At 53.1% G+C, this 22,556-nt stretch carries 17 protein-coding genes; 11 read left to right on the plus strand and 6 right to left on the minus strand.

All coding sequences use genetic code 11. The annotated features are described in order from the left end of the window. Positions 1 to 182 precede the first annotated feature (182 nt). Together N7326_RS09215 and N7326_RS09220 are read right to left on the minus strand one after the other, a co-directional pair. A complete protein-coding gene (locus N7326_RS09215) occupies positions 183 to 1,325 on the minus strand; it encodes an aminotransferase class I/II-fold pyridoxal phosphate-dependent enzyme (RefSeq protein WP_259080301.1) in 1,143 nt (380 codons plus the stop codon). Then, entirely contained in the window at positions 1,318 to 2,049 is a 732-nt protein-coding gene (locus N7326_RS09220; RefSeq protein WP_259080302.1) for a 6-carboxyhexanoate--CoA ligase, read from the minus strand. Before N7326_RS09220 ends, N7326_RS09215 begins: the two co-directional genes overlap by 8 nt. A gap of 347 nt (positions 2,050 to 2,396) precedes the next feature. On the opposite strand from N7326_RS09220, the gene N7326_RS09225 reads away from it, so the two are divergent. Beyond that, on the plus strand, positions 2,397 to 4,430 hold the full coding sequence (locus tag N7326_RS09225) for a glucose PTS transporter subunit IIA (protein ID WP_259158782.1): 2,034 nt from the start codon (positions 2,397 to 2,399) through the stop codon (positions 4,428 to 4,430). A gap of 72 nt (positions 4,431 to 4,502) precedes the next feature. Further along, complete coding sequence (gene coaE / locus N7326_RS09230; protein ID WP_259080305.1) at positions 4,503 to 5,099, plus strand: dephospho-CoA kinase; 597 nt, start codon at positions 4,503 to 4,505, stop codon at positions 5,097 to 5,099. Here the strand turns inward: coaE and N7326_RS09235 are convergent. Further along, positions 5,040 to 6,461, minus strand: coding sequence for a DUF4185 domain-containing protein (locus N7326_RS09235; RefSeq protein WP_259080306.1), 1,422 nt, complete (start codon positions 6,459 to 6,461; stop codon positions 5,040 to 5,042). The two genes, coaE and N7326_RS09235, sit on opposite strands and share 60 nt — an antisense overlap. A 25-nt stretch (positions 6,462 to 6,486) precedes the next feature. On the opposite strand from N7326_RS09235, the gene uvrB reads away from it, so the two are divergent. Continuing rightward, the gene (gene uvrB / locus N7326_RS09240; protein ID WP_259080307.1) at positions 6,487 to 8,574 is read left to right on the plus strand and encodes an excinuclease ABC subunit UvrB; all 2,088 of its coding nucleotides are present in this window, start codon (positions 6,487 to 6,489) and stop codon (positions 8,572 to 8,574) included. On the opposite strand, the gene N7326_RS09245 is transcribed toward uvrB, so the two are convergent. From N7326_RS09245 to N7326_RS09255, 3 genes are all read right to left on the minus strand, one after another. Continuing rightward, on the minus strand, positions 8,571 to 10,754 hold the full coding sequence (locus N7326_RS09245; RefSeq protein ID WP_259080334.1) for a HelD family protein: 2,184 nt from the start codon (positions 10,752 to 10,754) through the stop codon (positions 8,571 to 8,573). The two genes, uvrB and N7326_RS09245, sit on opposite strands and share 4 nt — an antisense overlap. A gap of 169 nt (positions 10,755 to 10,923) precedes the next feature. After that, positions 10,924 to 11,793 carry a DoxX family protein gene (locus N7326_RS09250; RefSeq protein WP_263088571.1) on the minus strand — a complete coding sequence of 290 codons (870 nt, stop codon included), beginning with the start codon at positions 11,791 to 11,793 and terminating at the stop codon, positions 10,924 to 10,926. An 87-nt stretch (positions 11,794 to 11,880) separates the two neighbouring features. After that, a complete protein-coding gene (locus N7326_RS09255; protein ID WP_259080310.1) occupies positions 11,881 to 12,471 on the minus strand; it encodes an MBL fold metallo-hydrolase in 591 nt (196 codons plus the stop codon). Between the two features lie 88 nt (positions 12,472 to 12,559). Here N7326_RS09255 and uvrA point away from each other — a divergent pair, with 88 nt between their 5' ends. The 8 genes from uvrA (at position 12,560) to pheT (ending at position 22,554) form a co-directional block, all read left to right on the plus strand. After that, entirely contained in the window at positions 12,560 to 15,415 is a 2,856-nt protein-coding gene (gene uvrA / locus N7326_RS09260; protein ID WP_259080311.1) for an excinuclease ABC subunit UvrA, read from the plus strand. Between the two features lie 285 nt (positions 15,416 to 15,700). Then, a complete protein-coding gene (infC, locus tag N7326_RS09265; RefSeq protein ID WP_259080337.1) occupies positions 15,701 to 16,261 on the plus strand; it encodes a translation initiation factor IF-3 in 561 nt (186 codons plus the stop codon). Between the two features lie 30 nt (positions 16,262 to 16,291). Then, positions 16,292 to 16,486, plus strand: coding sequence for a 50S ribosomal protein L35 (gene rpmI / locus N7326_RS09270; RefSeq protein WP_259080312.1), 195 nt, complete (start codon positions 16,292 to 16,294; stop codon positions 16,484 to 16,486). A 68-nt stretch (positions 16,487 to 16,554) separates the two neighbouring features. Continuing rightward, positions 16,555 to 16,938, plus strand: a complete 384-nt coding sequence (gene rplT, locus N7326_RS09275) for a 50S ribosomal protein L20 (RefSeq protein WP_259080313.1) — start codon at positions 16,555 to 16,557, stop codon at positions 16,936 to 16,938. 82 nt (positions 16,939 to 17,020) lie between these two features. Then, positions 17,021 to 17,461, plus strand: coding sequence for a TM2 domain-containing protein (locus N7326_RS09280; protein ID WP_259080314.1), 441 nt, complete (start codon positions 17,021 to 17,023; stop codon positions 17,459 to 17,461). Between the two features lie 598 nt (positions 17,462 to 18,059). Further along, positions 18,060 to 18,875: a TrmH family RNA methyltransferase gene (locus N7326_RS09285; RefSeq protein ID WP_259080316.1), complete on the plus strand. Its 816-nt coding sequence runs from the start codon at positions 18,060 to 18,062 to the stop codon at positions 18,873 to 18,875. Positions 18,876 to 18,974: 99 nt separating this feature from the next. After that, positions 18,975 to 20,006 (plus strand): phenylalanine--tRNA ligase subunit alpha, encoded by a 1,032-nt coding sequence (gene pheS, locus N7326_RS09290; RefSeq protein WP_259080317.1) that lies wholly within the window; start codon positions 18,975 to 18,977, stop codon positions 20,004 to 20,006. A 49-nt stretch (positions 20,007 to 20,055) separates the two neighbouring features. Further along, positions 20,056 to 22,554 (plus strand): phenylalanine--tRNA ligase subunit beta, encoded by a 2,499-nt coding sequence (gene pheT, locus N7326_RS09295; protein ID WP_259289659.1) that lies wholly within the window; start codon positions 20,056 to 20,058, stop codon positions 22,552 to 22,554. Positions 22,555 to 22,556: the final 2 nt, after the last annotated feature.

The following is a 22,556-nucleotide window of genomic DNA, read 5'->3' on the forward strand; positions in this document are numbered from 1 at the left end:
AATTTGTGTCCAAATAGGGCTAAGTCTGTTTATCGCTCGTGCACTAAGCTCTGCGAATCGAGGGGAAGGGTGTTTTTTCTCCAATCCAATGGGGGTAACCTCCCATGCTTTTACAGTGACATTATACGAGGATGTGTGATCAAAACTTCATCCTTATTGAAAGTAGACGAGCGTGACATAGTTTAGCTATTGCAGACGATTGAGGCGACCAGTCGATCAATATCGGCTTCGGTGTGCAAAGCAGAAAGGCACAACCGGAGTAATGCTTTCCCGCGGGCAACAGTGGGATATCGAATGGCGGGGGCATATATCCCGGCATCTTCGAGATTGCGAGCGATGGTTATAGCTAGGCGTTCATCGCCAATGGGAACCGGGATAATGGGATGGGGGACCGAGGGCGATTGCATTCTCATCGATGCATAAAAATATCCGATGACCTCGTGCAGACGAGCGATGAGTTGATGATCGGTATCGAGAATTCGGAGAGCCTCGCTACAGCTTCCAACTGTGGCTGGAGTTGGAGCGGTGGAATAAACAAAGCTACGAGAGTGGTTGTAAAGGAATTCCCGCACCGGAGTGCTGCAGAGAGCAAAGCCCCCCTCCACACCCAAAGCTTTAGATGCAGTTCCGATTAATATATCGGGCTTTATACCGGCCCACTCGCTGACGCCCCGTCCAGTCCGTCCCACGGTGCCTACCCCATGTGCATCGTCGATGAGCAACCACGCATCGTAGTCGGCGGCTAGCTGCGCCAGTCTGGGCAGATCCACCACCGAACCCGACATAGAGAAGACACCATCGGAGATGATAAGAGCGTGTGGAGTCGTGCGGTGGCTCAACGCGCGGGCGAGGTATTCGAAATCCTGGTGGGGGTAGATTGTGAGCTGAGAGCTTTTAGCGAGCTTAATACCATCAATGAGCGAGGCGTGGTTGAAGGCGTCGGAAAACACTGTCACCTCGGGACCAGCTAGTGCTGAAATGACGCCCAAGTTGCACAGATAGCCGGTAGCGAAAAAAATACAGTCGGAGTAACCGAAGAACTCCGCTAGTTGGTTCTCTAGCATTCGATGAATCGTTTCGCCGGATGTTAGCCGAGACCCACCAGAACCTGCACCGTATAAATTGGAGGCTTTTTGTCCAGCCGCAATGACGCGGGGATCGCACGCGAGCCCCAAGTAATCGCTGCTTGCAAAACTAAGTGTGGGATGCCCATTGAGGACTGTGCGCGGTTGTGGGGCGGTGTCGAACCGACGGGGACTTCGCTGTAACTCAGCTGCCTCCCATTGGTGGTTCCAGGATGTGGTGACGCTGTTCAGACTAGTCATCGTGACCACCGTGGAAGTGTCCCGTGACAAGGACGGGTTGGTCTTCGAGATAAGCGATCGTACGCCCGAGGTCGAAATTATATTGGGTACTATCCACGATGATCACTCGACCACCACTACCGTTTTTCTTCATATTAGGAATTCGGTAATAGGTTCCTGCTAATGCTATATAACCTGTTGTGTAGTCGGGATCGTCACTCATGCAAAGTTCAGCCACAACCCCAGGTGCACTAAGGGTTTTCGTTGCCAAAATGCGAGCCTCGACGTGGTGATTCTTTGATCCTCGGTGGATAGTGTGCTCATAGTCAAAGGTGCTAACTCGAATACCGCGATGCCGATCGGGCTCTATGCGGCGGAGTCGGCGAGCATCTAACAAGGCGGCCCCACGCATGTCTTTAATTGAGAAAATCAAGTCTTGCGCCAGTTCTGCCGCGGAGGTGCTAAGCCCATTTTTGGTTAATAGTTCTGCGATACTGGTGCCGGCGGGAAGCTCTACGCAGGGAAGTAGAGGGACACGCAGTGGGTCTTGGTCTAGTCTCTCGACGCGCAAGGAGATGCTATCCGGCTCTGCCTTAGGATGAGTGAGGGCGCGCTCTATTAAATCTGCTGCAATCTGGGTAATATCGCTAGGTTTGTCTCTAGCGGAAGCGTTCGTGAGACGTTCGGCGCCGGAGATGTGGGTTCCTTGGTTGGAGGCATGCATGCGGATTGAGTAGTAGGCCATGGGCTAACAGAGTAACAGGATAGCTGGGCATGAGGGGGAAAGGGATGTGGGAAACGGGGTGAATCTCGCGGTCAAAATTGTGGGTTTGCTGTGGTTTTGCTGTGGGTTTATTTTTGAGTCATGTGAGAAAATCCGCTTGCTTTCTTGAATGTGAGCTGGGCTATGCAATATACTGGGAGGGATTGTTCTGTGAACCAAATTTTTGGTCGGAACAAACCAAGAAAGGTTCAGCCAGATCATTGAGTGGCAGCATCGTTGCTGACTCAGGCGGTTGGATCGAAGAGAGTGAGTCCTAGGTGCTTACTCTTTTACGTTTTTAATGTAAATCTCTAGCGAAAGGCCTGAAAATGGCTGAAAAAACTACCCTGGGGACCGCCTCAGAGTTTATCCTCGATAAGATCGGGGGTGCGGAAAACGTCGCCTCGATGACGCACTGTGCCACCCGACTCCGCTTCCAGCTCAATGATCAGTCCAAAGCTGATCAGAAGGCTCTCGATTCTCACCCTAAGGTCCTCGGTGTTGTACCGCAGGGCTCCAATGGCCTCCAGGTCGTCATGGGTGGCGATGTTGCCAATTATTACCAGGAGCTTACGAAACTTCCAGGTATGGGAGCCAAAGACAGTGCCGCCGAGTCTTCGAAGAAGCAATACGACGGTGTCAGAGGCAAATATAGCTGGGTGGACTACTGCTTCGAGTTCCTCTCTGATACATTCCGCCCGATTCTCTGGGCTCTTCTTGGCGCCTCGCTGATTATCACCATGCTCGTGCTGGCTGACACCTTCGGCTGGCAAGATTTCCGCCAAGATGTCGCAGAGCAGCCTCCGGTCTATCAGCTACTCCACGCCATGTGGACTTCCGTCTTCTACTTCCTCCCCGTCATGATCGGTGCTACCGCAGCGCGTAAGCTGGGAGCAAACGAGTGGGTGGGCGCCGCCATTCCCGCCGCTTTGCTCACTCCCGCTTTCATGGCGATGGGTAGCAAGGGTGACGTCGTAGATCTTGCTGGTCTACCACTAGTTATTAACGAGTACTCCGGTCAGGTTTTCCCTCCGATTATGGCTGCAATTGGCCTGTTCTGGGTGGAGAAGGGTCTTAAGAAAATCATCCCGAGTGCGGTGCAAATGGTCTTTGTACCATTTATCTCCCTGCTCATCATGATCCCAGCTACCGCCTTCTTGCTCGGCCCCTTCGGTATTTTCATCGGTAACGGAATTACCAGCGTTTTGACAGCGGTAAACGGTTTCAGCCCATTCATCTTGGCTATTTTGGTTCCTTGCCTCTACCCATTCCTCGTTCCATTGGGTCTGCACTGGCCGCTCAACGCCATTATGATCCAAAATATTGCAACCCTCGGTTACGACTTCATCCAGGGCCCCATGGGTGCATGGAACTTCGCCTGCTTCGGAGTTGTTACCGGCGTTATGGTCATCTCCATCCGTGAAAAGAACAACGGCATGCGCCAGGTTTCCCTTGGCGCAATGATGGCCGGTCTTCTTGGCGGTATCTCTGAGCCTTCGCTCTACGGCGTGCTGTTGCGCTTCCGTAAGACCTATTTCCGCCTCATTCCGGGTTGTATCGCCGGTGGTGTCGTTATGGGTATCTTCAATGTCAAGGCTCAGGCTTTCGTCTTCACCTCGCTGCTCACAATCGGCGCTATGGACCCCGCTGGTGGATACGCAATCGGTATTGCCGTCGCTTTCTTCACCTCCATGTTCTTAGTCATTTTCCTCGATTACCGCACCAAAGAAGAGCGTGACGAAGTGCTTGCTAGCCTGGCTAGTCAGCGTGAGACCGAGATTGAAGCAGCTCCGACTGTCGCGACTCCTGCTCCTGCTGCTACTCCAGCCGCTGCACCTGCTGCAGCCGCTACTTCCGGTGGCGCAGTCGCTGTTGCCACTCCGGTTAAGACCGCACTCGAAGAGGGCGCTTTGACTGAGCTGGTTTCGCCCCTCGCCGGCGCAGCTATCACCCTCAGTGAAGTTCCAGATCCCATCTTTGCTGCTGAAAAGCTTGGCAAAGGCGTAGCGATTGTTCCCACGGGTACAACCGTTTACGCTCCAGCTGACGCAACTGTCATTTCCGTTCCTAAGTCAGGCCATGCCGTAGGCCTGCGTCTGGACAACGGTATTGAGCTGCTTGTTCACGTTGGTATCGACACCGTTCAACTCGGTGGCGAGGGATTCGAGATTCATGTGGAGCGTAAACAGCATGTAACTGCTGGAACCCCGCTGATTTCCTTCGATCCTGAATTCATCAGCTCAAAGGGCTATAACTTGGTGACGCCAGTACTGGTTACCAACCACGCGAAATTCTCAGACGTGAGCGGTTTGGCCCCACAAAACGTGGATACCAATACCGTAGTAATTCGCACTCAGAAGTAGTATCTTCTTTTCCTCAAATCCCCAGCACTCTCCACGGGCGCTGGGGATTTAACATGCACTAGTATAAATTTCATGAAGATCATTGGGCTCACTGGTGGCATCGGTTCCGGTAAATCGACTGTTGCAAAAGAATTCGCATCTCTTGGAGTTACGGTGATAGACGCCGATCACATTGCCCGCGACATCGTCGAGCCAGGAATGCCAGCCCTCAACGAACTAGCTGACGCATTCGGCGGGGATATCATCAAAGATGACGGTCATCTCAATAGAGGATTACTCGCGGAGCGCGCTTTTAGCAGCCCGGAGAAGACCGCCCAACTGAGCTCGATTACCCACCCTCGCATCCGAGAGCGCACCGAGGCCCTCTTTGAGTCCTACCGTAAGGCAGGGCATCCTATAGTCATTTGGGATGTACCGCTCCTCGTCGATAAGGGGTACCACCGTCACTGCGATGCCGTTATCGTGGTTGATACCTGTGCTACCGAGCGGCTCAGGCGGTTAGTACACTTGCGCGGGCTGAGCGAGAAGGATGCTAACGCTCGCATTGCTGCTCAGATCAGCGACACCGAGAGACTACAGGTCGCCGACTTTGTCATCGATAATAACGGCTCACTCGACGCCATTCCCGCGCACGTCTCTCGGATTCTCCAAAGACTTCGGGATCAGTGAAAGCTCTGTAAGCCCTGTAACCCTAGTAGTCTCAAGGGCAGGGGATAGATCCACAACCTTTTCTACGGTGAGATTATCCTCGGTGTCGTGGTTGCTTTTAACGCTGGCGTTTAGAGATATTTCATCAAGTTTCGTGCGCATGACCAGTACGTTATATGCTCCCCACGTAGACGCCACCCATTCGAGTGTCCCTGAATTCTGATGGGGCAGGATAAAACCACCATAGATATCGGGGATTGTTGCGCGACTAATAAGCATGCGCTTCGAACTCCACGGGCCGGTTATCTTTTCTGCGGTACGAAGCACCATTCCGTTCTCGTCCAGGTAGAGTACTACCCATCGGCCTAAACCTTCGTGGAAGGTCACCGAAAGTTCAGAAACCCTTCCATCCAGTAGTGGAAGCTCCACCGCCGGATCGTCAGTCCACGTCGAGCCGTCGAAGTATTCGAAAGCGTTTTCGGCGGGGAACTCCGACTTAGCCGCACGAGATAGATAAGCTGACCCATCGCGACCGGATTTAGTGCTTATCCGGTAGATATAGTTGTCATCGTGAGTGAAGGCGCTCATCTGAAGGTGCGAATTCCCGTGTCTGTAGGCGCTAAACCCTGGGATACTCGGTAGGTTCTCTGCATCTGCATTGACACGAATGGATTCGGGAACGAGTGACCAATTTACTCCATCGACACTCATCACTGTAGCCGCATAATTGGTATCCCAATACCCTGGAGCACCCCAGCGACGCACCGACATATAGTCAATATAGTGCGCACCATTGACATATATCCCCGCGGTGGGGATGGTGGTGTGCTCTATTCCCGGAACCTTCAGCGAGCCGATAATTTCCCGGGCGAATCCCGACGACGACCATCCACCCGCAGTCAAAGCCTCATCGAGGGTTAACCCATCCGAGTAGTCCTTATCTACAGTGCGTAGCAGGACATTCGAGCGCCAGCCATTATCAGCTCCATCGCAGCTCATGGTGTCGCCAAATGCCATATAGGTGTAATTTTCAGGTCCGGACCACGCGATACCTAAGTCGGTGCCCGAAATACCAAAACGAGAATGAGTACGCTGCGGGGAACCTGGACCAGTCAGTAGATGAAGGGATTGAGTTGCACCCTGGAGGATGGGCATTTGGCCAGGATGCCGCCCCTGATCAAGCGAACTACTTCCATGACTGGAACTAAATAAGGACGAGCCCGACAAGAAGGGTAAGGAAGAACTCCCCTGGGGTTGAAAGTGTTCACCTTCTTGCGGCACGCGAGTGTAGTCACATGGCGCTGCGGTGACCGCGGGGGCGGTGAATAATTGGCCGAGTACGGTGGCAGCACACACACTGAACGCCAGTCTTCTCATTTGCATAACTACCACTATATTATTGGTGGTTATGAATTCCCTCCCTGCCGATCAACAGCCGGACCATCGCCCCGTTACAGAAATAGCTCGCTCCCAGGGCACCTTCGAGGTGGTATCGGAATTCCAGCCCAGCGGGGACCAACCCACCGCGATCAAAGAATTGGACGAACGTCTGCGCCGCGGTGAGGATGATATTGTTTTACTCGGTGCTACGGGTACCGGTAAATCTGCCACCGCCGCGTGGCTCATCGAAAAGCAGCAGCGACCCACATTGGTCATGGCTCCCAACAAAACTCTTGCTGCCCAACTCGCGAATGAATTGCGCTCCTTACTTCCGAATAATGCGGTTGAGTATTTTGTTTCCTACTACGATTACTACCAACCCGAGGCCTATATCGCCCAGACCGATACCTATATCGAAAAGGATTCCTCCATCAACGATGATGTGGAACGACTGCGTCACCGGGCTACCTCGTCCTTGCTAACGCGACGCGACGTGGTGGTGGTCTCCTCAGTGTCATGTATTTATGGTTTGGGAACGCCGCAGGGCTATATCGATCGCTCCGTGTGGTTGGAGGTAGGAGAAGAAATAGAGCGAGATCGTTTCCTCCGATTGCTGGTTGACATACAATACGGCCGCAACGATATCGGTTTCACACGCGGCACATTCCGAGTTAAGGGCGATACCGTCGATATCATTCCAGCCTATGAAGAGACCGCAGTGCGTGTGGAGTTTTTTGGCGATGAAATTGATGCACTCTACTATATCCATCCCCTGACCGGCGAGATTATCCGCCAGGTGCAAGACGTTCGCATCTTTCCGGGCACCCACTACGTAGCGGGACCGGATCGTATGGCGCGAGCTATCGAAGATATCAAAGAAGAATTAGCTGACCGGCTCGCTGATTTGGAAAATCGTGGAAAACTGCTGGAAGCACAGCGCCTGCGAATGCGCACGGAGTACGATCTCGAGATGATTGAACAAGTCGGTTTTTGCTCTGGTATTGAGAACTACTCCAGACACCTTGATGGGCGCGCTGCGGGTACCGCGCCAGCGACCTTACTCGACTACTTCCCCGATGATTTCCTCACCATTATTGACGAGTCGCATGTGACGGTGCCCCAGATTGGAGGCATGTTTGAAGGCGATATGTCGCGAAAACGCAATCTAGTGGAATTTGGTTTCCGTCTGCCTTCGGCTCTTGATAACCGCCCTCTCACGTGGGAGGAGTTCTCGCAGCGGGTGGGGCAGACGGTTTATCTGTCGGCCACCCCTGGCAATTACGAGTTGGCCGCCTCTGGTGGAGAATATGTCGAGCAGGTTATCCGCCCAACTGGTCTGGTCGATCCAGAGATCACTGTCAAACCTACGCGGGGTCAGATCGATGATCTCATTCACGAGATCAGGGAGCGGACTGCGAAGGATGAGCGCGTGCTCGTTACTACTTTGACTAAGAAGATGGCCGAAGATCTCACTGACTATTTATTAGAAAACGGAGTGAAGGTTCGCTATCTACACTCCGATATCGATACTCTCCAGCGGGTTGAATTGCTGCGACAGCTGCGCCTCGGGGAGTTCGATGTGCTGGTGGGCATCAACCTGCTTCGCGAGGGCTTGGATCTTCCTGAGGTATCCTTGGTGGCCATTCTCGACGCAGATAAGGAAGGTTTCCTCAGATCCACAACGTCCCTCATTCAAACTATCGGACGCGCCGCAAGGAATGTCTCTGGCGAGGTAATCATGTATGCAGACAAGATGACGGACTCCATGACATTCGCCATCGAAGAAACCGATAGGCGCAGAGAGAAGCAATTGGCCTACAACAAAGAACATGGGATCGATCCGCAGCCGTTGCGCAAGAAGATAGCCGATATTCTTGACCAAGTTCAAGACGCTCATTCCGATAGTGGCGACGAGGGACGAGCCGATGCCGCGCTCGTCGCGCGCAAAGATACCTCCACTATGGCCTCCAGCGAGGTGGAATCTCTGATCAAAGAGTTGACCACTCAAATGGGGCAGGCGGCTCGCGAACTCAAATTCGAGTTGGCAGGCCGCCTCCGGGACGAGATTGCGGACCTCAAGAAAGAATTGCGTGGTTTAAAGGAAGCCGGGATCTAGGTGAGATCGGTGCTGTCTCCAATGATGGTCAACGATTGTGTAGCCCGGGTGAGAGCCACGTAGAGATCTTGGTACCCTTGCGGGGAGGACTCGACAATCTCATTCGGTTCCACTACCACGATGTGATCGAATTCAAGTCCTTTGATTGAACTGACCCCTCGAATGGCCGAATTCTCGCGATGATCAGCTGCGATAATCGCCACGGAGCGGTGAGGGTCTTTCTCTTTCAGTTCCCGAGCAATGCACATTGGATCGGTATCTGAAGGGTAGAACCGTACTGGATACCCCGAGGATCTGAGAGACGTCGCGGGTCGTCGGTCATGACCAATGCGGGCGAGTATTTTGTGCGCGTACTCCATGATCTCTAACGGAGTGCGGTAGTTAACGGTGAGCTCGTGCTTCGTGAAGCGCTGCGAGACAAAGGGAGCGAGGGTTTCCGCCCACGAGTCGACCCCGGCGGGTGACCCGGTTTGAGCCGTATCGCCCACAACAGTCATCCATCGAGCGGGTATTCGTCGCATGACCATCCGCCACTCCATCGGACTCAGCTCCTGGGCTTCGTCGATAATGACGTGGCCATAGGTCCATTCTCTATCATTGCGGGCGCGGTCGGCTGTGGTGCGAATATCTTTTTCTACCTGCCAGTCCGCCAACTCCTCGGCGTCGATAATATCGAAAGCGGAGAGAATCTCAGCGTCTGATTCATCGTCGAGATCTGAGTTTGCCGAGGAGCTGAGGCCTTCAAGCGTTGACTCAGCAGCTTCCCGTTCCAAGTCCCATTTTTGCTCGCGAGTCGCGGCAGGATGGGGGCCTATGAGTTGAGCTAATTCGTCGAGAAGCGCTGCGTCGCTGGCGGAGAAGCCCTCGACATCATCGCGCAAGAGAGCATCGAAAGTGTCCTCATCGTAGTCGAAGAGAATCTCGCTTAAAATTTTGGCATCGCAGAGCATTTCGGCGAGCACATCTTGAGGCCGCAGAATCGGCCAGAATTCTGCGACGAGTTCATGGAGTTCAGGGCTAGCCAAAATATCGTCATGTATCTGCGCTTGGTCTCCCTGGGATAGCAAATTCTGCCGCCCCAAAGGATCAGCGCCGACGATTGACACCAGAGCTTTGGTTAACTGCGCGGAGAGAGCATCGGCGAAAAGAGGTTGGGCGAGATTATGCGGCCGCCGTCCCCGTCGTGCCCTGGTGCGGGCGGATTTGACCATAGCAGGGGTTAATGTGATATCGATGCCCTCGATGCGGATAATTCTATTCTCCTGGAGCTCCGATTGGTGGCGTGCAACAGCTCGCTTGAGAATGGTGATCATCTCTAGTGAGCCTTTTACTTCTTTCCCCGCGAGGCTTTCTGGCTTCGAGGGGACCATTTGCGGGTACAGCTCACCAATAGTGCTTAGAACGACGCCAGTCTCTCCGAGCTCGGGTAAAACTCGCGAAATATACTCAAGGAACGTTGGATTGGGCCCGATGATTAATACGCCTTGGCGGTCCAATTGCTCTCGCCACGTATAGAGCAGATAGGCGATCCGATGGAGGGCTACAGCTGTTTTTCCGGTGCCGGGACCACCCTCAACAACCATCACTCCGCGGGTTTTGTCACGAATGATCGTATCTTGTTCGCTCTGTATGGTCTCTACGATGGAGTGCATATGCGACCCACGGGCTTGTTGTAAAGCTAGGTGGAGAGCAGATTCATGGGCCACAGAGTGGGGCGCGTATTCGATTCCGCTCAGATCTCCACCGAGAATTTCGTCATCAACTCTGACCACCGTGCGACCCTTAGTGCGAATATGCCGACGAATTTCGACTCCCCCCGGTTGCGCAGTTGTGGCTAAATAAAAAGGTCTAGCCATGGGGGCTCGCCAGTCGAGAAGCAGGGTACGGTAATCGTCGTTTCGATCATCGAGGCCCATCCGCCCGATATAGCGGCGCTCAAGGTTATCCCTGCCCGGTACTGGGTTCTCGACGAGGCCGCTCGAAGCTATATCTATTCTTCCGAATACTAAACCGAGAGAGGCTAGGTTGAGGCGGTCTATGCGCTGATTAAGTGCGTGGAATTCAGTATCGCGTTCGAGCAGATCTCCTGCATCGGGATCGCTATGGTCAACGCGCATCTGAACAGCGCTTAGTTTCCGGCGTGCTTGCTCCACCTCGGCATCGAGCTTGGTAAAGAGCATATCCACATAGCTCTGCTCATCGCTTAAATCGGTGGACTTTTTCAACGGCAATCTCCTTGCTTGCTTAGAAACCAAAACTCCACTCTACTAGCACCATCTATTTTGGTGCCGACGCGAAAGGGCCACCCCACGATCTGGGGCGGCCCTCACAATGCTGTTTAAGTGATGATTAGTTCAGCTTCTTGCCCACCTTCTTTTGAGCCCGAGCAATGGCCTTCTCGGCGTTTTTCTGCAGCTTAGTAGCCTTCTTTGAGGCCTTCTTGGCACGTCGGCCAGTTGCCTCTTGAGCGTGATCATAAGCCTCCTGGGCGCGCTCTTGAGCCTGGGCCGCAGCCTTCACTACCTTTTTGCGCGCTACCTTCGAGTTAGCTTGCGCTTCATTGAGGAATGAACGGGCGGCCTGGCTCCAATCGTCGCGGTTATCCTCGACGTATTCCGTAGCCTTATGAGCGGTATCGCCAATCCACGAGGAAGCCTGGCTGAGGAACTTCTCAGACTCGTGGCGGGCTTCGTCAAACCAATCACTTGCGGAATCTGCGAACTTTTGAGTTTCACTTTGGGTAGGCAGCGCCTGCTGAACGCGCTTATTCGCTACCCGTGCAGCTTTCTTGGCGCGCCAGCTAAGACCTGGTTTTCCGGCGGTATCAGCGCTCGTGATGAAGAGCCCCCCAAGCAGAGCCATGGAGGTGAGGAAGCCCTGGCGGCGCTGTGTCTTCTCAGCTGGATCTTGGGTTTCCCAGAAAGCGTGGCGAGCTAAAACCGTCGGCACGCTCACGAGTGCGAGAATACCAGCCGACATCCGTGGGAACTTACCCAAAAATAGTGTAGTACCAGCGGCAATCTTCGTTCCACCAACAATCTTGGTTAGCTGAGCTGGGTCTTGAGGCAGCTGTTTATAATACTGGCGAGGGAGGACCATACGAAGGTTACGCATAATCATCGCGGTCCCTTGGGCATGTTCGTCAACGTGTTGGACCATGTCGACGCCGTCGGAAATATAGAATGAAGCCACCATAGGGCGGGCGAGTTTGCGGAGCATGTAAAACCTTTCACTGAAATCTGTCTATTTTTGGAGCTTTAGCAAGCACCTTTAAATGATGGTAGTCGAATTTGGCGCGCGAGGTAGCTACCAACCTCTTTTTTCCCATTCCCCTAGTGCTGGTCGTTCCGCACCTATAGTCGTAGGTTTCCCATGTCCTGGCCACACGATGGCATCATCGGAAAACCTATCAAAGAGTCGGGCGCTCACGTCGGAAAAGAGTTGCTTGAATTCGGCTGGTGAATCAGTTTTACCCAAGCCGCCAGGGAAAAGAGAATCTCCAACGAATAGGTGTGTGGTGCCGTCGTTGTGGAGGGCTAAGCACGCTCCGCCCCGAGTATGTCCGCGCAAAATAATCACCTGAAGATATTGGCCATAAAATTCGAGGGTATCTCCGTGCGACAGTTTCGTATCGACTGGGGCGGGGAGATCAGGGGCATCGAGCGCTGAAGCATAGTGGTGTGCCCCAGTAGCACTAAGCACTTGAACCAAGGCGCCCACATGATCTGCGTGACTGTGGGTGGTGAGCACAGCGTCGATCGATCGCTCGTTCCTACTGGCCCATTGCAGAATAGTTTCGGCTTGTGCAGGAGCATCGATCAGGAGAGTGCGGTCGCCCCAACTGAGAGCATAACTTTTATTATCCATGGTGCCCAAGGTCAAAATATCTAAGTCCATGGATCCCACAGTAGCGAAAGGGTTTATTCGTTGCTATGTTCGATAGGGCGCATAATGCCTAAGAATGAATCGAAGGGAAAATCATCCAGTGGCTGATCAGCTAGTTGTTAAAGGCGCTCGCGAGCACAATCTCAAAGGCGTAGATATTAGTATCCCTCGCGATTCAATGGTGGTCTTTACCGGCTTATCTGGTTCAGGAAAATCCTCTCTGGCCTTTGATACGATCTTCGCCGAGGGGCAGCGTCGCTATGTTGAAAGCTTGAGTGCTTATGCGCGCCAATTCCTTGGTCAGATGGACAAGCCAGATGTCGATTTCATTGAGGGCCTATCGCCTGCAGTATCGATTGATCAAAAATCAACCAACCGTAATCCTCGCTCGACTGTGGGAACGATTACGGAAGTGTACGATTACCTGAGACTTTTGTATTCGCGTGCGGGTATCGCACACTGCCCGGTGTGCGATGCAACGATTGAGCGGCAGACTCCGCAACAAATTGTCGATCAAGTTCTGGATATGGAGGAGGGCCTGAAATTTCAGGTGCTCGCACCAGTCGTTCGTGCTCGCAAGGGCGAGTTTGTTGATCTCTTCTTAGAACTCGCGCAGCAGGGTTTTGCTCGCGTACGTGTCGACGGGGAGGTCCATCCGCTCTCCAATCCGCCAGAGCTAAAGAAGCAAGTAAAACACACCATAGAGGTAGTGGTCGATCGCTTGCAGGTGAAGCCCGCTCAAAAGCAACGGCTCACCGATTCAATAGAGCAGGCCCTCAAACTAGCTGATGGGATTGTGGAACTCGATTTCCTCACCCTCCCTGACGATCATCCGCAGCGCAGTCGCCGTTTTAGCGAAAAATTGGCGTGCCCTAATAACCACGATATCGGGGTGGACGAATTAGAACCCCGCGCCTTTTCCTTCAACTCTCCCTTCGGCGCTTGTCCGACATGCGACGGTTTGGGAACTCGCCTGGAAGTTGATATCGACCTCGTTATACCGGATAAATCTGCGCCCCTCATTCGGGCTATCCACCCCTTCAGCACCTCAGGTTCCGCTGACGGCTATTACCAAAAGCTGATCAAGGGGTTATGCAATACTGTGGGCATTGACCCTGCCACGCCATACGAGGAATTGACGAAGAAACAGCAGGATATTGTCCTCAATGGAGCCCCCGATAAAGTCACAGTGCGGTATAAAAATCGCTTCGGTCGTACCCGCACATGGACCTCTTCTTTCGAGGGGGTTCTCCCGAATCTACAGCGACGCTTAGAGGGGACCGATTCCGATGCCCAAAAAGATCGCCTGCTGGCCTATATGCGGGAGATACCATGTCCTGCCTGCGAGGGAACCAGATTGAAGCCCGAAATCCTGGCGGTTAGGTTGGGATCTGCCGAGTTCGGGGAGTTATCAATTGCCGGTGTCACGGCGCTGAGTATTCAGGAGGCCAGTGAATTTCTGAACTCCTTAGAGCTAAATAAACGCCAGGCGATGATCGCCGGGGCCGTACTAAAGGAAATTCAAGCTCGTCTTAAATTCCTTGTTGATGTGGGGTTAACGTACTTAACCCTCAACCGTGCTGCAGGCACGTTGTCAGGTGGAGAAGCTCAGCGCATCCGACTTGCTACTCAAATCGGATCAGGTTTAGCAGGTGTGCTCTATGTGCTCGACGAGCCTTCAATCGGTCTGCACCAGCGGGACAATCAGCGGCTCATTGGTACTCTCGAAAGACTGCGCGATATTGGTAATACCCTCATCGTTGTGGAGCACGATGAAGACACCATTAAGGCAGCGGACTGGCTGGTAGATATTGGGCCGCTAGCAGGAGAGTATGGGGGAGAGATTGTTTATCAAGGCCCACCCCAAGGTATTAAAGATTGTTCCGAATCCTTGACTGGAGCTTATCTGTCGGGTGCGAAAACATTGGGGGTGCCTGCCCAGCGGCGTGAGGTCGATAAAGAGCGCGCGCTTACAATTGTGGGTGCGCGCGAGAATAATCTCCGCGATATCACCATCACGCTTCCGCTAGGAGTGCTGGCCTGTGTCACGGGTGTTTCCGGATCGGGTAAATCAACCGTGATTAACCAAATCCTAGCCAAAACACTCGCCAACGAGCTCAACCGAGCACGACAGGTACCAGGTCGAGTAACCCGTGTCGAAGGCATGGAGCATCTCGATAAACTAGTCCAAGTGGACCAAAGCCCCATTGGTCGCACCCCGCGATCAAATCCAGCAACGTATACAGGTGTTTTCGATAAAGTTCGTACGCTCTTCGCCGAGACAACAGAGGCAAAGGTGCGAGGATATAAGCCAGGACGCTTCTCCTTCAACGTTAAAGGTGGGCGATGCGAGGCTTGCCGAGGCGATGGCACTCTCAAGATCGAAATGAATTTCCTGCCAGACGTCTATGTACCATGCGAAGTCTGCCACGGTGCTCGATATAATCGCGAAACTCTTGAAGTGCGATACAAGGGTAAAAATATCGCAGAGGTTCTCGATATGCCCATATCCGAGGCAGCTGAGTTCTTCCGACCTATTACCTCGATCCATCGCTACCTTCACACTCTTACTGAGGTAGGTCTTGGCTATGTTCGACTAGGGCAGTCTGCTACCACTCTTTCTGGAGGCGAAGCTCAACGCGTGAAGCTCGCCGCGGAATTGCAAAAACGCTCGAACGGACGCACCATTTATATTCTGGATGAACCGACCACCGGCTTGCACTTTGAGGATATACGTAAGCTTATGCTGGTGATTCAAGGTTTGGTTGACAAAGGCAATTCGGTAGTCATCATCGAACATAACCTCGATGTGATCAAAGCCGCTGACTGGATTGTGGACATGGGGCCTGAAGGAGGTTCTGGGGGAGGGCTGGTGGTGGCCGAGGGGACTCCCGAGGATGTTGCTCGAGTAAGTGGCTCGTACACTGGCCAGTTCCTAGCGAATATCTTGACCTAACTGGGTTCGAACTTGCTTGCTTGATTCGTGCTGTGCTACCTTTGGGAAGCTACCACCTGGACTGAATGTTTTTTACTGAAGAATATGCAGTTGGGGTCGCAAGAGGAGATCTTCCCACCTGAGGCTGCTTGCTTAAAAAGTAAGTTGGCACAAGGTATAAGAGTACGTCAGTAATATCACTGAAAGAGTTACTGCTGTATGAGTGCAAGGGTCTCCCGTTTGTGTGGATAACGCAAACGGGTTTTCGTTGTGTGTTGGGATAGAAGCCAATGCGATAACCGGTAGATCACATATTGTTTATTTTGCTACTTTGAGGAGACCCCCATCAGCGCTGAAGCTCGCATTAATGATCGAATTCGAGTCCCTGAGGTTCGTTTAGTCGGACCAAACGGGGAGCAGGTTGGAATCGTACGAATCGATGATGCCCGCAAGCTCGCATACGACGCTGACCTGGATTTAGTCGAGGTCGCGCCAAACGCGAAGCCGCCCGTGTGCAAAATCATGGATTACGGCAAGTTCAAATACGAACAAGCTCAAAAGGCCCGCGAATCGCGGAAAAATCAGCAGCAGACAGTTGTCAAAGAGCAAAAATTCCGGCCGAAAATCGATGACCACGATTATGAGACCAAGAAAAGCAACGTGATCCGCTTCCTCCAGAAGGGTTCCAAAGTTAAGGTCACCATCATGTTCCGCGGTCGCGAACAATCGCGACCTGAACTGGGTTATCGACTTCTGGAGCGCCTAGCCGAGGATATCGCAGAATACGGCGCAGTCGAGGCAAGACCCAAACAAGACGGTCGCAATATGACCATGGTTCTTGGCCCATTGCGCAAGGGTAAAAAGTAAACACTACAAGTTATAAGGACGTTGAATCCCATGAAGCAGAAGACCCACAAGGGTACCGCTAAGCGAATCAAAACGACCGGTTCCGGTAAGTTGCGCCGCGAGCAGGCTAACCGCCGCCACCTGTTGGAGGGCAAGCCTTCCAAGCGTACGCGCCGTCTGAAGGGTACGAAGGATGTTGCCCCTGCCGACGTCAAGCGCGTGAAGCGTCTGTTGGGCAAGGCTTAAAACCCCCGCTTTCTTCATCCTCGTCAACCTATACAGTAAGAACTTAATTAAGTAAGGAAGTTTTAAAAGTGGCACGTGTCAAGCGCTCACTCAACGCCAAGAAGAAGCGTCGCGAGATTTTAAAGTCCGCTAAGGGCTACCGTGGCCAGCGTTCTCGCCTGTACCGCAAGGCAAAGGAACAATGGCTGCACTCAATGACTTACGCCTACCGCGATCGTCGCGCCCGTAAGTCCGAGTTCCGTAAACTGTGGATTACTCGCATCAATGCCGCCGCACGGATGAATGACATCACCTATAACCGTCTCATCCAAGGTCTTAAGATCGCAGGCATCGAGGTAGACCGTAAGATTCTCGCTGAGCTCGCGGTTAACGACTTTGCCGCCTTCTCTGCAATCTGCGAGGCTGCCAAGGCCGCGCTGCCAGCGGACGTTAACGCCCCAAAGGCTGCCTAAAATTCTAAAGCAAAGAACCCTGCGCAAGCAGGGTTCTTTGCTTATATACAACTAACTGAGCGAAAGACCTAGAAAAAAACTTATGACTAATCCACATTCGGACCCTCAATGGCACGGCCCTTTTGATCCTGAAGCCCCCCGATCCTTCCAGCAGGAGGACTTTCCGTATCCCGCACCGGCATCTTCGAGTGGGCAGCAATTTCCCGACTATCGGCAAGCACCAGTAGGGCCGACCTATGCCAGCCCTTCTCCTATGAGCCTGCCTGCAAAATCATGGGCGATAGCTGCGATACTTGCCTTCTTCCTCGGCGGCTTCGGCGCCCATAATTTTTACTTGGGCTATAATACGCGGGCTGCCTGGCAATTAGGTCTTTATATAGCTGGAATAGTCACCTCGTTCATACTAATCGGCATTCCAATCGTTTTTGGCGTGGCCGTATGGGCCTTTGTGGAGTTCATACTCATCCTCGTGGGTGCGTCCACCTTCTCCCATGATGCCGACGGAATTTCTTTGGCTAAATAGCCCCTCCTACGCAGAACTTAGAGTTCCAAACCCCCTGAAAAATTCAGGGGGTTTGGAACTAATAAAACCTTGGAGACGGTTTTATGAATCTGCTATGACCCATTGCCTCATATGCACTGTGAGTTAATGTAAAAGGCTGGAGCGCATGCTGGTTCGATGATGGTGGTTGAGTTCGTTCATCACATCAATTTAATGAGAGGCTGTCAGATATACATGGCTAAGAATCCTCCGCTCAACTATCACACTATATTTGACGCGTACGTGACCTCAATAATGTGCTTAGGTTGCTGAGCCAGATGCACCGTTTAATCCGTACTTGAATAAGGAATCTCCGGGTGGTTGAGCGTAGTAGGATTTATTCGGAAAAGAGGCGGAGCCTCCCAGATCAAGATTTCCCTGCGCATTTGAGGATAGTAGGGCGCCGCTTTCCACGGCGACCTGCAACCACGAATTCGAATCCCTGAGAGGTCCGAAAAGATGCGTTTACCTCATTGCATGGCGTCCCGCCTTCGTTTTGTTTCGATCCTGCGTGGGAACCACGCCAGCGGAGCGATTGTACTGTCTGGTCAACAGTTACTCGCGTGATAATATTCGAACAATGAGTCTGAACTTCGAGGATCCCTATACTGAGCGCACGCCGCGGGTTGTCAACGCTGCAAAATTGCATCGAAGCGCCGCCCGCAAAAAAACTGGCTTGTTTCTGGTTGAAGGGGAAAATTCCGTTGAGGCGGCCGTAGCAACAGGAGCCGCTCGGGACCTATTTATTACCGAGGAAGCGGCAGCACGCTATGCAGATATCGTTCAAACTGCGCAGCATCTCGGACTTTATCTACATCCGATCACGGCGCGTGCGGCAAAATCGCTGTCGGATACGGTCACGAGCCCAGGAATTTACGCCGTGTGTGAACCCGTCTTATGGTCTACAGCCCAGGCCCTTCGCGGGAAACCCCGTCTAGTTAGCGTACCGGTTGAAACAAGTGACCCGGGCAATGCAGGAACCTTGATCCGAATTGCTGATGCAGTTGGCGCAGATGCCGTTATTTTTCTCGGTCATAGTGTGGACCCGCAGTCTTCAAAAGCAGTGCGGTCTTCAGCGGGCTCACTCTTTCACCTTCCCGTCGCTCGCGAAGTAAATATAGCGAGCGGTATAGCTCGACTAAAAGCGAGTGGTCTTAATATTGTGGCGACTGCAGCCGATGGTGAGATCGACCTCGATAATGCCGGTGAGATCCTTTCGCAGCCAACAGCCTGGCTGTTTGGAAATGAAGCACATGGTTTGAGTGAGGAAATTCTAGCTCTAGCAGATTCGAGGGTGCGTATTCCTATTAGGGGGCGGGCTGAGTCTCTAAATCTCGCTACCGCGGCGGCCATCTGCTTATATGAATCTTCGAAGGCTCTTTATAGTCAGAATTAGTCGACGAGGTCTTCTTGGGCTCTGCTGATACCGTCGGCTACGCTAATTGAGTAACAAGCGCGCTATCTGGCGCGAAAAATCCAAAGGAGACTAAAAGACGTGTCTGAGCTCAGTCAAGCAAGCTTACAAGCGGCCGCCGAACAAGCGGAAAAGGCCTTCAAAGCGGCCCGAAACCTCGATGAATTGGCTACTGCGCGGCGAGATCATCTCGGTGATGATGCGCCTATACCGCAGGCTCGGCGGGCTCTGGGAACATTGCCTAAGGAGAACCGTAAAGAGGCAGGTCGTTTGGTTAATATGGCTCGTGGACGTATCGAAAAGTACTTCGCTGAGCGAAAGTTGGTGCTCGAAGAGGAGCGAAATGCCGCAGTCCTGCGCGCAGAGCGGGTCGATGTCACAGTTCCCACGACTCGAACCAAGCCTGGTGCCCTGCACCCCATCACAGCGCTCAGCGAGCGCATCGCAGATATCTTTGTGGCGATGGGCTACGAAGTCGCAGAGGGCCCCGAGATTGAGGCAGAGTATTTCAACTTCGACTCGCTCAACTTTATCCCCGACCATCCAGCCCGTACGTTACAAGACACCTTCCATGTCTCAGTAGCTGATTCCTCACAAGTCTTGCGTACCCACACATCCCCTGTTCAAATGCGTACCATGCTCTCGCGTGACCTCCCAATTCACGTGGTATGTCCGGGCCGGGTATTTAGGACCGACGAGCTCGATGCTACCCACACACCGGTATTTCATCAGGTTGAAGGCCTAGCAGTAGATAAAGGGCTGACCATGGCTCACCTGCGTGGTACTTTAGATCACCTAGCACGGACCCTTTTCGGGCCCGAGACCCGAACTCGAATGCGCGTGAACTATTTCCCGTTTACGGAGCCATCTGCAGAGGTTGATGTATGGTTCCCTCACAAAAAGGGTGGCGCCGGATGGATTGAATGGGGTGGCTGCGGCATGGTTAACCCTAATGTGCTGCGCGCTGCTGGTATCGATCCGGATATCTATAGCGGCTTTGCCTTTGGAATGGGACTCGAGCGTACGCTGCAGTTCAGCAACGGGCTCAATGATATGCGCGATATGGTCGAAGGCGATGTCCGATTCACGCGACCATTCGGCATTCAAGCCTAAATTTAGCTGTGGACTCCTAATATTTTACTTTTGAGAGAAGAATGACATTATGCTGATTTCGCAAAACTGGTTGAGCGCGCTGTTGAAACGGTCCAATCCGCAATGGCCAGGGGTAAGCGCCGAAGAACTCGATGCCGCTTTCGTCCGGGTTGGATTCGAGACCGAAGGGTATCGAGAGTTACCGAAGATCTCAGGCCCCCTCGTTATTGGCCGTGTGGCGGATATTGAGGAACTGGAAGGATTCAAAAAGCCCATTCGACACTGCCATGTCGACGTAGGACAATCGAACGGGACAGGCGACTTGCAATCGATCGTCTGCGGAGCTCGCAACTTTTCCGTTGGCTCTACAGTAGTTGTATCGCTGCCCGGTGCAGTGTTACCCGGAAACTTCGCAATCGCGACTCGAGAAACCTATGGTCGCATATCCGCCGGGATGATTTGTTCAGCTGCCGAATTGGGTTTGACCGAAAAATCTGAAGGCATCATTGTGCTCAGCGATTATGAGGGTGAACTCGGTGCAGACGCTCGCTCCGTTTTAGGGCTCGATGACACAGTCTTCGACGTTAATATCACCCCAGATCGCGGCTATGCTCTCTCGGTACGCGGCCTCGTTCGTGAACTGGCGGCAGCTTTTGGATTGCACTACGACGACCCCGCCTTGGAAGAAATCTCTGGAGTCCCTACCGCCTCAGAATCATTAATACAGATCCATATTGCAGAGGACACGCGGGCGCAGCGATTCGGTATACGCCACGTCAGTGGTTGTGATCCCGAGGCAATCACCCCACTGTGGATGCAGCGTGAGCTCCTGCTCTCCGGCCAGCGTCTTATCAATTTGCCAACCGATATCACCAACTATGTGATGCTGTATCTAGGACAACCCATGCACGCTTTCGACGCGCATAAAATCGAGGGGGATCTTCGCATCAGGCGTGCTGCAGCGGGGGAGAAGCTGGAGCTCATTGACCACCAGGTTAAAGCACTCGACCTCGAAGATGTCGTCATTGCCGACGATTCTCACGTGCTCTCTCTTGCTGGAGTAATGGGAGGATCGCATTCGGAAATCAGCGAATCGACCACTGATATATACCTCGAGGCCGCCCACTGGGACCCCATTTCGATCGCTAGAACCTCCCGTCGCCATAAAATATCGAGCGAATCCTCGAGGCGTTTCGAGCGTGGAGTAGATCCAGCATTAGTTGAGGTTGCCTTAGATCTGGCCGCTGATCTCCTGGCTCGCTATGGCGGTGGCTCCATCGAGCCTAATTCGACAATCGTGGGGGAAATTCCGGACATGCCAGAGATCCTCATGCGTGCCTCCCGCCCTAGTGAGCTGGTGGGCGTCGACTACGGTCTCGACACCGTAGTCGCCCGGTTAAAAGAGGTCGGATGCCAGGTCACAGTGGATCCCGCAGCTGAGAACCTCACGGTGAAGCCAGCGACGTGGCGTCCGGATCTAGAGGAGCCGTGTGACTTGGTGGAAGAAATTCTACGCCTCGAGGGCTTAGAGGCAATCCCATCAATCGTTCCACAGGCTCCCGTGGGTCATGGTCTCAGTCCAGCACAGAAACGACGCCGTGCGGTTGGTCATGCGCTAGCATATAACGGCTACGTGGAGATTTTACCCACCCCCTTTATCAAAAACGATACATTCGACACGTGGGGTCTGAGTGCTGATGATCCCCGTCGCGCGGTAGTGAGCGTGCAAAATCCACTCGATGCCGACTACGCCATCATCGGAACAACTCTCCTTCCCTCTATGCTGGAGGCTTTGAGTCGTAATATAGCTCGCGGTACGAACGATATAGCGCTATTTGGGCAGCAGCAGGTGGCTTTCGCTCACGGTGGAGGACGTTCACCAATGCTTGATGTGCGCACGCGTCCGAGTGCTCGTGATATCGAGGCTGTGATGAACTCCCTGCCGTATCAGCCCGTTCATATTGCTGCAGTTGGCTCGGGCTTGATTGCTGTAGATGGGCCGCTTTCCCAAGCACGGACCTATAGCTATGCTGATGCGATCGAAGCTGCTCGGATCGTAGCTCGGGCTGCTGGAGTGACTCTGACAGTGCGCAATGCCGACGAGCTTCCTTGGCATCCCGGTCGATGCGCTGCGTTGCTGGTAGACGATACCGTGGTGGGGTATGCCGGAGAACTCCACCCGCAAATAGTGGAGAAATTAGGATTGCCACATCGAACGTGCGCCATGGAAATGGATATGACAGCCCTACCTATTCGGGAAACTCTACCTGCACCAGTCCTTTCCGCTTATCCCACGCTCAAACAGGACCTGGCGCTGGTAGTCGACGAAGATGTGCCGAGTGAGCACGTGCGAGCAGCCATCGTTGAGGCCGCCGGCCCGCTTCTAGAAAGTGCAGAACTATTCGATATCTACCGTGCTGAGACCCTAGGGGATCATAAGAAGTCACTCACCTTTGCCCTGACTTTCCGGGCTCAAGATCGTACTCTGACCGATGACGAATGCTCTGAAGGACGTTTAGCTGCTGTTAAGCGTGCTGGTGACCTCTTCGGTGCGACGATGCGCTCATAAAG

This window comes from Corynebacterium sp. ES2794-CONJ1, from assembly GCF_025660615.1.
Taxonomy (GTDB): Bacteria; Actinomycetota; Actinomycetes; order Mycobacteriales; family Mycobacteriaceae; genus Corynebacterium.

Bases quoted from the DNA above. Each gene is read 5' to 3' on its own strand.
- N7326_RS09215 (WP_259080301.1), bottom strand. From the start codon at position 1,325: ATGACTAGTCTGAACAGCGTCACCACATCCTGGAACCACCAATGGGAG.
- N7326_RS09220 (WP_259080302.1), bottom strand. From the start codon at position 2,049: ATGGCCTACTACTCAATCCGCATGCATGCCTCCAACCAAGGAACCCAC.
- N7326_RS09225 (WP_259158782.1), top strand. From the start codon at position 2,397: ATGGCTGAAAAAACTACCCTGGGGACCGCCTCAGAGTTTATCCTCGAT.
- coaE (WP_259080305.1), top strand. From the start codon at position 4,503: ATGAAGATCATTGGGCTCACTGGTGGCATCGGTTCCGGTAAATCGACT.
- N7326_RS09235 (WP_259080306.1), bottom strand. From the start codon at position 6,461: ATGCAAATGAGAAGACTGGCGTTCAGTGTGTGTGCTGCCACCGTACTC.
- uvrB (WP_259080307.1), top strand. From the start codon at position 6,487: ATGAATTCCCTCCCTGCCGATCAACAGCCGGACCATCGCCCCGTTACA.
- N7326_RS09245 (WP_259080334.1), bottom strand. From the start codon at position 10,754: ATGCTCTTTACCAAGCTCGATGCCGAGGTGGAGCAAGCACGCCGGAAA.
- N7326_RS09250 (WP_263088571.1), bottom strand. From the start codon at position 11,793: ATGCTCCGCAAACTCGCCCGCCCTATGGTGGCTTCATTCTATATTTCC.
- N7326_RS09255 (WP_259080310.1), bottom strand. From the start codon at position 12,471: ATGGACTTAGATATTTTGACCTTGGGCACCATGGATAATAAAAGTTAT.
- rpmI (WP_259080312.1), top strand. From the start codon at position 16,292: ATGAAGCAGAAGACCCACAAGGGTACCGCTAAGCGAATCAAAACGACC.
- N7326_RS09280 (WP_259080314.1), top strand. From the start codon at position 17,021: ATGACTAATCCACATTCGGACCCTCAATGGCACGGCCCTTTTGATCCT.
- N7326_RS09285 (WP_259080316.1), top strand. From the start codon at position 18,060: ATGAGTCTGAACTTCGAGGATCCCTATACTGAGCGCACGCCGCGGGTT.
- pheT (WP_259289659.1), top strand. From the start codon at position 20,056: ATGCTGATTTCGCAAAACTGGTTGAGCGCGCTGTTGAAACGGTCCAAT.